The organism is Pedobacter sp. N36a, assembly GCF_014472395.1.
GTDB lineage: Bacteria > Bacteroidota > Bacteroidia > Sphingobacteriales > Sphingobacteriaceae > Pedobacter.
On sequence record NZ_JACSZW010000002.1, the window covers coordinates 127462 to 142665 of the forward strand.

At 42.2% G+C, this 15204-nt stretch carries 15 protein-coding genes; 8 read left to right on the forward strand and 7 right to left on the reverse strand.

The window, feature by feature from the left end:
* Position 1 precedes the first annotated feature (1 nt).
* On the forward strand, positions 2 to 793 hold the full coding sequence (locus tag H9X96_RS04320) for a sterol desaturase family protein (protein ID WP_255430988.1): 792 nt from the start codon (positions 2 to 4) through the stop codon (positions 791 to 793).
* 223 nt (positions 794 to 1016) lie between these two features.
* Here the strand turns inward: H9X96_RS04320 and H9X96_RS04325 are convergent, their stop codons facing one another.
* Complete coding sequence (locus H9X96_RS04325) at positions 1017 to 3377, reverse strand: mechanosensitive ion channel family protein (protein ID WP_187665112.1); 2361 nt, start codon at positions 3375 to 3377, stop codon at positions 1017 to 1019.
* A gap of 144 nt (positions 3378 to 3521) precedes the next feature.
* On the opposite strand from H9X96_RS04325, the gene H9X96_RS04330 reads away from it, so the two are divergent.
* The 5 genes from H9X96_RS04330 to H9X96_RS04350 all read left to right on the forward strand — a co-directional run bounded on the left by H9X96_RS04330 (position 3522) and on the right by H9X96_RS04350 (position 7752).
* The gene (locus tag H9X96_RS04330) at positions 3522 to 3968 is read left to right on the forward strand and encodes a GMC family oxidoreductase (protein ID WP_187665113.1); all 447 of its coding nucleotides are present in this window, start codon (positions 3522 to 3524) and stop codon (positions 3966 to 3968) included.
* Positions 3968 to 4237 (forward strand): hypothetical protein, encoded by a 270-nt coding sequence (locus tag H9X96_RS04335; RefSeq protein ID WP_187665114.1) that lies wholly within the window; start codon positions 3968 to 3970, stop codon positions 4235 to 4237. Before H9X96_RS04330 ends, H9X96_RS04335 begins: the two co-directional genes overlap by 1 nt.
* 20 nt (positions 4238 to 4257) lie before the next feature.
* Positions 4258 to 4659: a gluconate 2-dehydrogenase subunit 3 family protein gene (locus H9X96_RS04340; protein ID WP_255431022.1), complete on the forward strand. Its 402-nt coding sequence runs from the start codon at positions 4258 to 4260 to the stop codon at positions 4657 to 4659.
* 453 nt (positions 4660 to 5112) lie between these two features.
* Positions 5113 to 6477 carry a glycoside hydrolase family 105 protein gene (locus H9X96_RS04345; RefSeq protein WP_187665115.1) on the forward strand — a complete coding sequence of 455 codons (1365 nt, stop codon included), beginning with the start codon at positions 5113 to 5115 and terminating at the stop codon, positions 6475 to 6477.
* Between the two features lie 18 nt (positions 6478 to 6495).
* The gene (locus H9X96_RS04350; protein WP_187665116.1) at positions 6496 to 7752 is read left to right on the forward strand and encodes a DUF2264 domain-containing protein; all 1257 of its coding nucleotides are present in this window, start codon (positions 6496 to 6498) and stop codon (positions 7750 to 7752) included.
* Positions 7753 to 7795: 43 nt separating this feature from the next.
* Here the strand turns inward: H9X96_RS04350 and H9X96_RS04355 are convergent, their stop codons facing one another.
* Positions 7796 to 7954: a hypothetical protein gene (locus tag H9X96_RS04355; RefSeq protein WP_187665117.1), complete on the reverse strand. Its 159-nt coding sequence runs from the start codon at positions 7952 to 7954 to the stop codon at positions 7796 to 7798.
* A 54-nt stretch (positions 7955 to 8008) separates the two neighbouring features.
* Entirely contained in the window at positions 8009 to 8560 is a 552-nt protein-coding gene (locus H9X96_RS04360) for a type 1 glutamine amidotransferase domain-containing protein (RefSeq protein ID WP_187665118.1), read from the reverse strand.
* 165 nt (positions 8561 to 8725) lie between these two features.
* Here H9X96_RS04360 and H9X96_RS22835 point away from each other — a divergent pair, with 165 nt between their 5' ends.
* Positions 8726 to 8941: a mechanosensitive ion channel domain-containing protein gene (locus H9X96_RS22835; RefSeq protein WP_255430989.1), complete on the forward strand. Its 216-nt coding sequence runs from the start codon at positions 8726 to 8728 to the stop codon at positions 8939 to 8941.
* Between the two features lie 215 nt (positions 8942 to 9156).
* Positions 9157 to 10368, forward strand: coding sequence for an FN3 domain-containing metallophosphoesterase family protein (locus H9X96_RS04370; RefSeq protein ID WP_187665119.1), 1212 nt, complete (start codon positions 9157 to 9159; stop codon positions 10366 to 10368).
* Between the two features lie 158 nt (positions 10369 to 10526).
* Here the strand turns inward: H9X96_RS04370 and H9X96_RS04375 are convergent, their stop codons facing one another.
* The 4 genes from H9X96_RS04375 to H9X96_RS04390 form a co-directional block, all read right to left on the reverse strand.
* Positions 10527 to 11105 (reverse strand): Crp/Fnr family transcriptional regulator, encoded by a 579-nt coding sequence (locus H9X96_RS04375; protein ID WP_187665120.1) that lies wholly within the window; start codon positions 11103 to 11105, stop codon positions 10527 to 10529.
* A 35-nt stretch (positions 11106 to 11140) separates the two neighbouring features.
* Entirely contained in the window at positions 11141 to 12157 is a 1017-nt protein-coding gene (locus H9X96_RS04380; protein WP_255430990.1) for an NAD-dependent epimerase/dehydratase family protein, read from the reverse strand.
* A gap of 468 nt (positions 12158 to 12625) precedes the next feature.
* Positions 12626 to 13771 carry a TlpA disulfide reductase family protein gene (locus tag H9X96_RS04385; RefSeq protein WP_187665121.1) on the reverse strand — a complete coding sequence of 382 codons (1146 nt, stop codon included), beginning with the start codon at positions 13769 to 13771 and terminating at the stop codon, positions 12626 to 12628.
* Between the two features lie 18 nt (positions 13772 to 13789).
* Positions 13790 to 15202: a RagB/SusD family nutrient uptake outer membrane protein gene (locus H9X96_RS04390; protein WP_187665122.1), complete on the reverse strand. Its 1413-nt coding sequence runs from the start codon at positions 15200 to 15202 to the stop codon at positions 13790 to 13792.
* Positions 15203 to 15204: the final 2 nt, after the last annotated feature.

Below are 15204 nucleotides of genomic sequence, written 5' to 3' on the forward strand. Positions count from 1 at the left end.
TATGAACCAATTGTTTGAAAATATTAGCTGGGCATTTCTCCTCACTATAGGTCGTTATTTTATCATTGCAGGTATCTTTTTTTTAGTTTTTTACCTGCTTTTCCCCAAAAGCTTGCTGCGAAATAAGATTCAAGGCAAGCTGGCGGGTAAGGCCGATTTCCTACGGGAAATCCTGCATTCTTCGGTATCTAGCCTGGTGCTGGCCATCATGGCCATCATCGCGCTCTCCGAAGGAATCCGTGGATATACGTTCATCTATACGGATGTGCAGGCGTATCCGATATGGTGGATTCCGGTAAGTTTATTGCTGACCTTATTGGTTCATGACACTTATTTCTACTGGATGCATCGGATTTTACACCATAAAAGGTTGTTTAAGGCCACCCACCTGGTCCACCATCAATCTACCAATCCTTCTCCATGGACATCCTATTCTTTTCATTTTCTGGAAGCTATCGCAGAAGGAGCAGTCATGATTGTATTGGTTTTTGCCATGCCTTTGCATCCCATCACATTAGGATTGTTTGCCCTATCTTCTTTTGTAATCAATGTTTATGGACATCTGGGCTATGAAATTATGCCTAAAGCTTTCCGAAATACGTTCTTATTCGAGATCGTAAATACTTCTACTTTTCATAACCTGCACCACCAGAAGTTTAAAGGAAATTATGGCTTGTATTTAAGAGTATGGGACAGGTGGATGAAAACAGAACACCCGGATTATGTGAAAGACTATGACCGAATGCAGGAACAGCGATTTGGGAAATTGCAAAGTGATACTTCAGTTGATTAAGAATTAAACCACCAAATTAAACCTGACCCGCATTCTAAATTTTAGATGCGGGTTTTTTAACATGCCTTTCTGTTATGGCTTAATGCAATTTTAGGTTGGTATTTAGAAAATGAATAACTCCAATTGACCTACTATAGTGCTACTTATTTAGGCATCAAGCTGTTTCTTTAAGCCAAAGTGAGAAAAGAAAATCATAAATCACGCGGGCAGCCCGTTTGCTGAACTATACCATCTCAACTTCTTTCTCTTCAAAGGCCTCAAATATCTGCGCAATAACGATGTTTCTGGTCATATCTGCATTGGAAATGTCCTTGCACCAGAAGTATATTTTAATATTGCTGTTCAGCTTACTCACTGGACTGATCATGATCACTGGTTCTTTGTTGATAAAGACATTGTTGTTATTGATAATTAGATCCCTGATTTGGTTCACTACTTCGGTTGAATTGAAAGGCTTAGCGATCGTTAGAGAGATGTCTATGCGCATCTGGTTATTGCTCAGCGTCCAGTTGATGATGTTGTTCGATAAAATGGCCCCGTTAGGAATAATAACTTCGGCACCCTCTTCAGTGAGCAGGGTACTGGCGCGAACACCAATTTCTTTTACCCTTCCTTTTTTATTACTCAGCTCCACCACATCTCCGATACGGATCGTCTTATCAAAAATAAGAATGATCCCGGATACGAAATTGCTCACAATATTTTGTAAGCCTAGTCCGATACCCACACCAAGTGCGCCAAGGATCACGGTGATTTTATCAATTGGAAGTCCGGATGCGGCAACGGCGATCATGAATCCTCCAATGAGCAGTACCAATCGCGTAATCAGTAATTTTGAACGCTGCCCTTTATTGTCTTCAATGTCGTCGTCACCGGTATCCCCAAAGAAATAAGCAATATATTTCTGTAAAAAGTTGGCGGTCCAGATGATTCCTAAAAACAAGACGATGCCCCCAAAGGTAAAGGAGAAGCTTCCGATCGTTCTTTTTTCGGTTAAAACCTCCATTAGAGATTCATACAAGCCGTTGAAAATGTTAAGATTCGTGGTGAAAATTACGAACCAAATGATGGTTGCACCAACACCGGTAAGCCTTTTAAGACCTGAAATCACCGGATGCCAGTCGAAATATTCAGGATAGCCTTTACGGATTCTGCTGCTTTTCATTTGAAGTAAAAATGCTTCCACCAGTACTTTAGCCAGTATGGTTAAGGAAATGGCATTCAGCAAAGAGTTGACACCTGTAGAATAGAAAATCTGGGTAAGGGTAAAGCGACCAAAAAGATTGCATAAAATAGCGATAGCGGCAAATATCGTATAGATATAGCCTGTCACCAGGATCATTCTATACCTTTTAGCCTGCTCATCCAATTTCCTCAGGATAATGGTGCCATAGACCGTAGAACTGATACTTAGGAACAGCAGCAGCCAGCGCTGAAACCTTGGCGGCATCCCTAAAAGGCGTAGAAAAACTGGTGCCAGCAACAGTATGGCGAAGACGCACCAATAGTAAAATAGCTGGGAAGAGATTCTTTTTCGGAAAAATAACGTCAGCAGAATGGCCAGTAAAATCTGTACCGATTCTATGTATAATGCCGGCGCCTTGAGGTCAAATATCGGTGCCAGGGTAAACAGCATGATAAAGGTAATCAGGTAGGGATGAGGATTCAGCAAAGAGAAATCGTCGAGCGCTTCCAATCGGTCGTGCCGCTTCATGCTCCTGAAATTAAAGAACACCCAAAAGAAGAAAGTCAAGCAGGTAAGGATGAGTAAAACACGGCTGCTGCGGGTGTAAACGAAGTAATAACCGGATATTTCCTGCTCGCCATGGATGAACTTCCTAAAGCCAACACCTTTGTTTCTACCGTTTGCCGATTCCCAGAGGTAACGGCGCTCTTTTCCAAAAGCTTTGATACTAACTGCATCGAGCTGTCTATCCGTAAGGTACATGAGTTCTTTAATGTTGATCAGGTTGGCTGAAGTTCTGGCCTGTAGGTTGTTTATGGAAAGCGTAGTCGTTTTTAGGAGACTGTCCATCACCAGGTGTTTTTTCTGAAGCTCTGCAAATTCGTATTTAAACAGGGTACGCATGGAAGGCAGCGTGAAAAGTTTAATCAGTACTGTATCTTTGCGCAGGTTAAGAATTTCCGTTTTTAGTTCCCTTAATTCTTTCTCATATTCATCAAGATCCGTCAGGCAATCTTTATTGTTGATTTGAAGCTCTTTCAGTAAAGTCTGATCCATCTGCAGGTTTTGCAGGTTCAGCGTTCTATCAGTTTGAGTGAGTCTGCTTTTAAGCAAAGCAAGCGCCGCCTCATCTTGTGTTAAATGTGTGGCTATCGGAGTCAGTTTCTTAAAAGAGCTTACCGTAACAGGAACTTTATTGACCGTTTCAAATACTTTTTCAAGATGAGTGAGGTAATCGCTTTTAGTTAGCGTGGCCGAGTCAGAAAGGATAGAAATGTCCTGATGATCCTGATCTGTAAGCTTGTTTTTCTGCGCAGCAGCAGGAATAGCAAGGCACAGAGCGAATAGTAAGGCGATTGTATGGCGTATGGATATGGAAAAAAGATGTCTTTCTGTCATTGGGTTTATAGGAAGTAGAGAAGAGCGATCCATCGGCATCAGAGCTGCTGGATTTCACAAAAATAGTTAATAGATTGTGATAACCCATAAGTTTTGATAGGAAGGATAAACTTCAGAAAATCGTTATTAGGACTAAAAGTGCTAATGTTAGAGCGTGGAGGGCCTTATGATCATGTTAAAGATTATAATACTGCTCATAAAAATCCCTGGGAAATGGAACATCGCGGCCGTACCACACAAAAACAGAAAAAGTACTATCCGGTGATTCATCGGGGTTGGGCAGCTGCCGAAGAAGTCATGGATGGCTGGGCAAATGAACAGGACTGTCCTTATACAGAAACCAAACCTTTTACCTGGTGGCGCAGCTATCGCATGGGTGGCCGCTCTATTTTGTGGGGAAGGCAGTCCTACCGCTGGAGTCCGATGGATTTCGAAGCCAATGAAAAGGATAATGTTGGTGTCCCATGGCCAATTGGTTATGATGACCTCGCCCCATGGTACGACCATGTAGAGACATTTGCAGGAATTAGCGGCTCTATTGAGCAGCTTCCGCAATTGCCAGATGGTCAGTTCTTACCGCCTGGATTCTGATGAATTCCGCTACTGAAGTCTGGCCGGAAGGTATGGGCAGCAGCAGTGGAGAATTGGGGCACAATGTGATGGACCACCATTATAATATTGGGGCTTCTGGAACTGTAGATGGATTTGAAGACCAATATGTGTACGGTAGAAGAGCGAATGGATTTTACATCCCAAGGTTTGTTAATCTAGGTGCGATAAACGGGATTACCTGCGTGGTTTTGGTTACCAGGGAGCAGCAAGGCCCAGCTTATTTACGGAGCAGGATCAGTCCTTTTTAGACGAAGTAGCCAATACGATACTGCCTGATACGGCTAAGAGTCCGGGTGCAAAAGCGGCAAAAGTTGGCGCATTCATGACGGTTATCGTGGATGATTGCTATGAAGCAAAAGATCAGAAAGTCTTTAAGGAAGGGATAACACAGCTGGATGCAGCCTGCAAAAAAATGCATGGTACGGACTTTCTTCAAGCAAGCGCTCCACAGCGCTTGTCCCTGTTGCTCGCATTGGATAAAGAAGCAAAAGACTACCAGGCGAACAAGGGAGATTTGCCTTCTCATTATTTTACGATGATGAAGCAGCTGGCTTTCTTTGGATATTTTACTTCTGAAGTGGGTGCAACGAAGGCCATGCGTTATGTGGCCGCACCGGGTCGGTTTGAAGGTAGTGTTCCCTATAAAAAAGGGGATAAATCCTGGGCCTAAATACACCCAAACAAACGTTTGCGTTGAGATATCCCTAGTCTTAAATACTTAAGGCTAGGGATATTTTTGTTTTCCGGTAAACGGCTCTGTTTTGTTACATTAATTAGTCTTTAAGCGTAAGATCTATTCCTGAATTATGGAATAGAAAACATGGGATAAAAAACTATTGGTAAATTCTGCAAACGTTTGCGCTATTTCAGTATGCAAATTCTTTTTTTTAACATCTTTCCTGACGTAATATTAGTTATAGAACTGAAATGTTGGCAAAAAAGAAAGCGCATGCTCGTTGGTGCTTTGCTTTATGAAAACGATTACATTTTATTCGCTACATTAAGCAGGCTCGAAATGAGATAACGATCAGTACTACATTTATAACGCCACAAAATAAACTAACCCAACACAAAATATAGTAGCCAAGCGCTAAATAAATCAACCAAACACCAAATTAAACCAATGCGTAAACAAACATTTTTAATATTCTTGATTCCCCTGCTCTTAGGTGCAGGGGCTGCCAGGAGTCAAACGACTAAATTATCAGGAGAATCTATTTTCTATCAAATGAAAAAAGTAGCCGACTGGCAATGGAAGAGCCTGGAGACAGCAGGATGGAAAAATCCTAAAAAAGACTGGACCAGTGGCGCCATGTATACCGGGATGATGGCCTGGGCAAAGCTGGCAAACGATGAAATTTATTACCGAAAATTGATTCAGGTAGGAGAGGATAATAAATGGGAAGTCGGACGTTATCGGCATTTTGCAGATGATTATTGTGTCGGACAGCTGTATTCCCAACTGTATACTATTTACAAAGACCCTGAATATATTGCTAACTTTAAGGCACTGGCAGATACCATTACCATGTTGCCACATACGGAAGGCTTGGAATGGAAGAACCGCATTCATTTGAGAGAATGGGCTTGGTGTGACGCTTTGTTTATGGGCCCTCCGGCATTAGGTTATTTAACAGCAGCTACTGCTGATCCTAAATACCGGGATAAATCTGTGCAGTTATGGAATAAATCAACAGAATATCTTTATGATAAAGAGGAAGATCTGTTCTACAGAGACAGCCGGTATTTTGGTAAGAAAGAAAAGAATGGAAAGAAGGTTTTTTGGGGACGTGGCAATGGATGGGTAATCGGAGGCCTGGTTAGGGTGCTTTCGGTGATGCCTGAAACTCATCCGGAAAGAAAAAATCTGGAGCAGTTATTTGTGAGAATGTCGGAGAAACTGGCTGCTTTGCAGCAACCTGATGGGAGTTGGCATGCTAGCTTACTAGATCCTGAAAGCTATCCATCTAAAGAAACCAGTGGTACCGGTTTCATTTGTTATGCGATGGCCTGGGGCATCAACAACCACTTGCTTGCCGACAAAAAATACCTGCCAGTGGTGAACAAAGCATGGTTAGCGATGACTACTGCAGTACATCCAGATGGGAAATTAGGCTATGTACAGGCACAAGGTGCTGCACCTGATAAAGTAGGCTATGACGATACGGATGTATATGGCGTTGGGGCTTTCCTCCTAGCCGGAAGCGAAATGCTGCCTTTATACCTAAATCATAAAGAAAAGGTATTCATTAAAGAAGTTTACAATGGAACTGCTGCAGCAAAAAGAATGTCGGTCGCATTGAACTGGTCTGATCTAGCTAAGAAGATTAAGAAAAAAAAACCAAAAAATATATTCGTTAGAGACGGGGCAACAGGTGAATTTATCCCTGTGGTAATTACTTCAGTAAATGAAGTTCCGCAGGCATTGCGTTTTAGCGTAGATCTTTCCAGTGGAACGAGTAGATATTTTCAAATTAGTGCTAAATAACCCTAAAGACCTTGATTAATGAATAAACTTAAAAGCATGTTTTTGATGGTGGCCATTCTTATGGTTAGTCCTTTTGTTCAGGCGCAATCCTCAAAAAAAACGAAACAAAACCAAGTGACAACAGGCGCTCAGGACCGTCAATATTGGGCAGAACTCTTGTATAAAATATCCTCGCCGGTGATCTTAAATCTCGCCGATGGTACTTTGAAAAAAAACATGCCGGTAGAAGTACCTCCTGGCCAGCGCACAGATTTCTTTAAAAAAGTAACTTACCTGGAAGCTGTTGGCCGCACCATGGCAGGGGTAGCTCCATGGCTCGCTTTGCCAGATGATGCGACAAAAGAAGGACTGATGCGTAAGAACCTGCGTTTGGCATTACTAAAAGGCATTGCGAATGCCGTAGATCCGGCAAATCCAGATTACCTGAATTTTAGAACGGAGAGCCAACCGATCGTCGATGCCGCTTATATGGCCCAAGCATTTCTGAGAGCACCAAAAGCATTGTGGGAGCCATTAGATGCCCTAACGAAATCAAGAATTGCTGAGGAATTTAAAGCTTTAAGAACACGCACTGGCGCTTATAACAATTGGTTGCTTTTTGCTGGAATCAATGAGGCCTTCCTGCTGAGTATTGGCGAACAGCCGGATCCTGCACGACTGGAGTTTGCAAAAAGGAAAATCCTGGAATGGTATCAGGGAGATGGCTGGTACAGCGATGGCCCTAGCTTAAGCATCGATTACTACAACTCTTATGTGATCCACCCAATGCTGGTTGATTTTTTCAAAGTACTATCAGATCATAAAAGAATTAATGCAGAGATGTATGAGACTGCTGTAAAACGTATGGTTCGTTATTCAGAGTTTTCAGAGCGGATCATTGGGCTGGATGGAACATATCCACCAATGGGTAGGTCTGTCACTTACCGTACGGCTGCGTTTCAGGCCCTAGGTCAGGTCGCTTTGATGGATAAATTACCCACACAAATCAGCCCCGCACAAGTGAGATCTGGTCTTACCGCTGTGATGCACCGAATGTTTGAGCAATGTGATAACTTTGATAAAGCCGGTTGGCTAGTGCTGGGCTTCTGTGGCTCGCAGCCTGGCATTGCCGATAGTTATACCTCTACAGGGAGTTTGTACATGGCAACCCTTGGCTTTTTGCCTTTAGGCTTACCTGCCGACAATGTATTCTGGACGGCACCTGCGGCAGATTGGACGGCTAAAAAAGCATGGAGTGGGCAGCCGTTCAAAAAAGATTACCATGTAGAATATTAAATAATATTCGATTGTTAAATGGGGATTTGCTGCTGCTGATTGATCAACTGGCAAGTCCCCATTTAGAAAACACGAAAAATAACAGGATCATGATGACGATCAGTAATCCATTGATCCAGTGCCTGTTTTTCCATGGTTTCAAATCCACTACCTGTTTGTTTTGCGCGATGTATGGAGTTTCCATCGGGAAGATTCTTCCCATGATCAGTATCAGAAGATCCTATGGCAGCCTCAGTTTATCAATGAACAGGGGAAATTAATGGTTAAAATAACCTGCAAACTCTGCTACAATCTTGTTGTTAAAAGCAGGAAGGTCGGCTGGACTACGACTGGTCACCAGACCTTGATCAACAATGACTTCCTTGTCATGCCAGTCTGCACCTGCATTCAGCAGGTCAATTTTAATCGTTTTAGTGGAAGTTAACTTTCTGCCCTTCACCACCTCCGCAGTAATCAACACCTGCGGGCCATGACAAATCGCAGCTACCGGTTTTCCTGCACTAAAAAATGCTTTCACAAAGGCAACAGCATCGTCATTCTTTCTTAAAGAATCAGGGTTTAATACCCCCCCAGGAATAAGCAATCCATCATAAGCATCCGAATTGGCCTCCGTAATGGTTTGGTCAACATCCACCTCAATCGTCCATTCCTGATCGCCCTTCATCGCCCTTATCTTACCTGGTTTGGAAGAGATAATATGAACGGTGGCACCTTCTTCTTTTAACCTTTGAACTGGGCTGGTCAATTCTGTTTCTTCAAAACCGCTTTCCGATAAAACGGCGATCGTTCTATTATTTAATTGTCCCATAGGGTTTTGTTTTTTGTATTCATGATCTATACTTACCAAAACAAACCAATGTAGAATATGTTTTTTAAGGGGCTCATCGTACTGCCTACTGATCTTTTTTAGATATCCAGCTTACGATTTTTGCCGCATTAAATCGGGTCTAGTAGGGGTGTGTTGATTCTTATATTGAGAACTTTTCGTGTCTCCGATAATATTACCGCACAGGGAAAGGAGGGAACAGTCACCTCGATCCAGCATTCCTTTACCGTAGTAACTACTTTTGACAATCGAACGGTAGTAATTCCTAATTGTAAATTATCCCATGAGGTGATCATCAATATCAGTGCAAAAGGCAGTCGGCGGCTGTACCTGCAAAAGGCAAAACAGATACTCGATGAATAAATGCCTGGTTAAATTCCCATGGCTTTCACGATTCAAGGTTAATGTTCCAGAAAAGACTGCTGGAAAATCTAAAGGCTTCCGGGATTAAGCTTCCTAGACTGGAGGTCGCTAAAGCTTAGTAAATCTTCTGTAAATCTGCGCAAACGGTTGCGTTCCAGAATTTTTGCAATCCCAGTTATTTATAATTAGCATTGCGATGAACCAAATAAAGCCGCATGAAACAACATTTATTGAAGGAAAATAGAAGGAGCTTTCTGAAAGGAGGGCTTGTGATTGGGGGACTGGCCTTACTAAATCCAGAAAAGGCGATTTCAAGTTCCAAGACTAATCTTGAGGAAGACTTTAAAATCATTACCGGCCCTTATCTGCAGACGAATTTCGGCAATAGTATCTCCATTTTGTGGATCACCAGTAAAGACAGTTCCAGTTGGGTAGAGTACGGAGAATCGCCAGATCAACTAGATAAAAAAGCTTATGGTAAAAGCGAAATGGGATTTAAACCTGCTGGACGATTAAACTGCGTTAAACTGGAGCATTTGAAACCAGGCGCTACCTACCATTATAAAATTGTTTCTAAGGAAATCAAGGATTTTCAGCCCTATAAATTGACCTATGGAGAGACCATTTCCGGAAATACGGAAAGCTTCTTAAACACGGATCCTGCGAAAGCAGAAGTTTCTTTTGTGATGATCAATGACATTCACGATCGGCCTAAATCTATCGCCCATCTTTTGGAGCTGGATAAAGGGAATCAGCGTGATTTTGTCTTCTTCAATGGAGATGTTTTTGATTACCAATCGGATGAAAAACAGATTGTAAATAATATGCTGCAGCCTTGTGTAGACTACTTTGCAAAAAAAACTCCTTTTGTCTATGTGCGTGGAAATCATGAAACCAGGGGTAAGTTTGCACGTGATTTTGCTGCCTATTTTGATCATGTAGGGAATACGGCATTTACATTGGGACCAGTTCGGTTTGTGATCCTGGATACTGGTGAAGACAAAGACGATACACATCCTGTATACGCTGGAATTGTAGATTTCGATCAATATAGAGCAGAGCAAGCGGTATGGCTGGAACAGGAAATTAACCGTAAGGAATTTAAAAATGCAGCCTTCCGTGTCGTCATGATGCACATCCCTCCGCGTTATTCAGGTGATGAACATGGTGCTGCTCATTGTACAAAATTATTTGAACCCCTCATGAATCGCGGAAAAGTAGACCTGGTTTTAAGTGGTCATACACACCGATATAAAATTCATCCCCCAGCTAAAAATTTGAATAATTACCCGATTATCATTGGAGGAGGACCGAAGGATGGCAATAGAACTTTGACTAAAATCAAAGCGACAAACAAGCAGATTCAAGTGAGTATGCTGGATGATTCTGGCAAAGAGGTGGGAAGTTATTTAGTTGCGAAACGATAGACATTAAAACCTGCAGCATTAAGACAAAGTAAATCATTGCGCTAAAAATTCCTGAAAGTATTTTAGCGCAATGATTGAGGTATTCAGCACAGTGCAATTTGTCGGGTATGCAGTTTTTCTGCTATTCCGTTTTTCCTTGATGTATTTATTCAGTTATTTCAAGACATCAATTTTCTTCGGATACGGCTGAGACTTTCGGGCTTCATTCCAAGAAAAGAAGCGATATACGTAATTGGAACATGGTGCAGAATTCCAGGGTAGTTTTCGATCAGCTTCAGGTAACGCTGTTCCGCAGTCAGAATGGCTAATTCCACAGATCTTTTTTCATTGTAAATAATGGCTTCCTGGAGTACCTCAATGCTGAAATCTTTCATGGCCATGTTTTTTTTGGTCAGCGTTTCCAGGTCGGCCTTAGTAATTCGCAGCAATTCACAATCGGTAATACACTCCACATTTTCAGGCGATTTACACTCATTTATAAAATTGAAATAGGAGGTGAAAAAACCCGGCGGGCAATTAATATGTGTCGTCACCTCATCGCCATGTTCATTGTAATGGAATAGTCGCAGGTAGCCAGAAACAATATAGTAAAGATACTTAGGTACTTTTCCTTCTTCTTCAATGATGCGGTTTTGGGGATATAGAACCGGTTCAAAATATTGTATGATCAAATCCGTATCAGCTTTTGATAGGGGATGTCTGGATTTGAAAAAATCAATTAATTGTTGCTGCAGCATAAATGAAAATAATTTAATCGTGGAAATTACAATAACTATTTCAATAGCGCAGTATGCGTCATTAAGTAGGCCAATGCTTCCCGGACTGCCTGATTAGGAGCTTTCGGAATAAAACCCAGCTCTTTCCTGGCTTTACTGATGTCAAAATCCTGCTGTAAGCCTGAAAACATGGCAATGTTATTTCTGGTGATTACGGGAGTCTGACCTCTCATTCTAGCGGAAAACTCCATTATTCCGGCAATCGTAAACAAGAGGAATTTAGGAACAGTACCAGGGATCTGAAGTTTCAACTCCGGGTAAAGGGTACGGGCCAGTTGCGTAGTCTCAGTAATGGTCATACATTGCTCATTTGCGAAGATGTAGCGCTCACCATCTCGTCCTTTTTCTGCAGCCAGCCAACAGCCTTCTGCCACATCTTTTACGTCGATCCAGTTCAGCGTAATTTTCGTGTCTATCGGGATTTCTTTGTTCAATATAAGCTTAAGGATGTTGTAAGATACATTTAGTGGCAAAAAAGCTTCGCCGCCAATCATTGCAGCAGGCATTACAGATACCAATTCTATGCCCAGCGTTTTAGCCATTTGGAAGGCCAGTCGTTCACCATCATTTTTTGAGTTGTAATAGCTCTCCCGGCGGTCAGGATTGTAACCATAGCTTTCTTTGGTGGGGGTTTTTGTGTAATCCAATGCGGCGATGGAACTTACATAGACAATTCGTTTAACACCTGCTTCAGCAGCAGCCTCAATGGTGTTTCTGGTACCCTCCATATTGACGTCGTAGATTTCTTTTTTAGGATCTTTCGCCCATAGCTTGAATGCAGCGCCGACGGCATAAAAGGTTTCTACTCCCTGAAGCGCTTTTACGAATGAAGCTTTGTCTGTAATGTCCGCTTGAACCACCTCGACATCCAGTCCCGCAAATGGGGTTTTATTGCTAAGATTGCGAACGGAGGCCCTCACCGGAACGCCTTTGTCAATAAGGAACCGAACCAGATTATTTCCTAAATGTCCGTTTGCTCCGGAAACCATAGCTAATTTTTTTGTAGTCATCATGTTGATTTGTATTGATGACACAAAGTTCCCTTAGCCACTCCCAAAAACACTTGACATTTGTTAGGAATATCACCTTTAACCAGGAATAATGAAGGTAAGTTTTAAGGTAGCTGGTAAGTTCTATAACTGTTGAAAAGTTTTAAAGTATTAACCTGAAACAGGTTTCTTTGTCGTCAGAACTGACCATTAGCTTGCCACCCTGCGCTTTTGCAATTTCACAACAAATATGCAGTCCTAGTCTCAACCCTTCTGTACCATTCTTTCCTTCTCCTCATGGCCTAAAATGGCAATGAATTGTTCCCTTAGTTTTAGGGCCTGACGCTCTTCTTTTAGCTGTAATTCGGCAATATCAACCTGATGTTCAATAATGACGCCATACCTGCTAGGGGAAGCACTATTCGTAAAAATACTAAAAAAAAAGGAATGCAATCCATAGATTGCAGTCCTTTTTAAAAAATAGCAGGCTGTTTATTTAAACAAATCAGCTAATGTTTTATTCAATTCTTCTCCTCTTAAATCTTTCCCTACTACTTTGCCATTTGGATCGATCAGAAAACTTGCAGGAACCGCTTTTACACCATATGTCGATGCGGTAGCACATTGCCATCCCTTTAAATCAGAAACCTGCGTCCAGGTTAATCCATCCTTGTCAACGGCCTTAAGCCAGGCTTCTTTGTTGGAGTCCAGTGAGATGCCAATGATTTCAAAGCCCTGGTCATGGTACTTTTTATAAGCTGCAACTACGTTGGGATTCTCTTTTCTACAGGGGCCGCACCAGCTTGCCCAGAAATCAATCAGTACATATTTACCTTTAAAATCCGACAAATGAACGATTTTTCCATCTTTGTCAGACATGCTAAATGCAGGAGCAGGTTTACCCTTAGCCGTTTTTGCATCAATTGCTATTGATTTCGTAATCGAAGCGCCAATAGAAGATTGCTGGGCCTCCTTTGTTAAAGCAGCAAAAAGCTCCGTGGCCGCAGGATAGTTTGGATAGGCTATAAAACGATCATAAATAATTGCTGCAGATCCAGCGGAGGAAGGGTACTTACTGATATATTCTTTCACTGCGGTCCTGTTTTGTAGGTCCAGGGCGGCAAATTCCTGGTCAAAACCTGCACGGGTCAAGGAATCCACCTTAGTCCCGGCAGCTTTTGCTGCGGCTTCTGCTTTGTCGATTTTACCGTAAATAGTACCTGCTTTTGTGGTGATTTCTTTCCATGGGGCATTGTAAAAACCCATATACACATCATATGCAGCAGAACCTTTAATCTCGATTCTAGCCAGACTGTCGGCCGGTTTCGTCACTGTAATCGCCGAATTCTCCAGAATAAATTGAATAGGATATTTCAGGCCTTTATGCGTCAGATTGTAAAATTCAGGAGATCTAACGGCCCCTTTAAATACAAATTCGCCGTTTACCAGTGTCGTAGAATCCACCTTTACCGGGCTGCCATTGACTTCATGGCCCAGGTAAACTTTACCAGTCAGATGAGCAAGATTTCCTTTTAAAACGTACTTGCCATTTTGAGCAAAACTTTGCAAACCAGCACATAGGAGGATGGCTGTGAGTGGTAGTATAGGGAGTGCTTTTAAGCTATTTTTAATTTTCATGTGATTAGAAGGTTGGGATTATTTACTTACATTTTGTTGAATGGTACCATTACCTGGGTTTTTAGCGGCTCCTTGTGGGAAAGGCATGGTCCACAGATGGGAAGCCGGAGCAAGCTTATAAGACTGACCGTTTTCTGTTTTCGTCAATGTGGTCGCATAGTTTGGATCTTTATTTAAACGACGTGCATCAGCGAAAGTCGTAATGCTGTTGATCAGCTCATTTGCTTTTGTGCGTTGGATCAGCTTCACTGCATCGATCGTATTTGATGCAGACAGCGGGCTATAGTTTTGCGCAAAGATTCTTTTAACACGCACCGCATTCAGCGTATTCATCGCCTCAGGAACTTGGTTCAGGCGAGCCTGGCATTCCGCTTTAATCAGGTAAACCTCAGTAGTGGTCAATCCCCCATAGTTATAAAAACCAATGGTGATGCTGGTGTAATAGGTATCGGCCGCTACAGTTCTCAACTTCCAGCGGGAAGCAAATCTGGCATCGCCGGTTTCAAAGCGTGGCGCACGATCCGTTCTCAATGCAGATTCACGACCAGAGCTATAGGTGCTGCCATGGCGATAGTAATAGTTTTCTGCAAAATCGAAGCCCATTGGCGATGGGGAATTGTTGTACTTGTCAGGGTCTTCAATCAGTGTTTTGTAAGTCGCATAATACTGCGTCCAGTCGTACAGTTTGTCATTATACTTTAAGGCTTCATTTGCAGCACTGAGCGCATTCGCATATTGTCCCATAGTCAGATAGATACGTGCTTTAAGTGCATAAGCCGCACCTAAATTTGGATGTAAAACTGTCGCGCTGCTCACACGAAGATTTGGAATGGCTTCCTCAATATCTTTCAGCATGAAAGCATATAACTCCTTTATACTTACTTGTGTATACGGTGCATTGATATCTGCGCTTAGAATAAGAGGTACAGATAGTTTACTGGCAGCATTTGCTTCCTCGTAGGTGTCAGCATAATAGTTGGCCAGTACATAAAAGTTCAATGCCCTTAAAACTTTTGCTTGAGCCACCAGCTGCGCTTTATCAGCTTCAGAACCTTCCGTTGCCACTGGAACATGCTCAATCAGTAAATTACTGGTCGATATAGCGGTATAAGCATTATAGTAGGTCGTCTCGTCACTGATATTTAAAGCGATCCGGTCTGTCTGCTCATTCCAGAAATAATTCGCCGCATACAGCGGATAATAATTCAGGTTTGATGTCGTCTCAAACTTGTCATTCAACAGCAATATCGCCTGTGTAATGGTGGTGCGCTGATTTCCATACTCATCACGTATCATGGCATCATAATCGGCCAATGTAGTAGGAATTTTGACTCCTTTCGGAACAATTTCCAGATATTTCTTGCAGCTGCTAAAACTAATTAATAATAGCAGTCCACCTATTTTTAGTGTATTTGATAGTATCTTTTTCATCG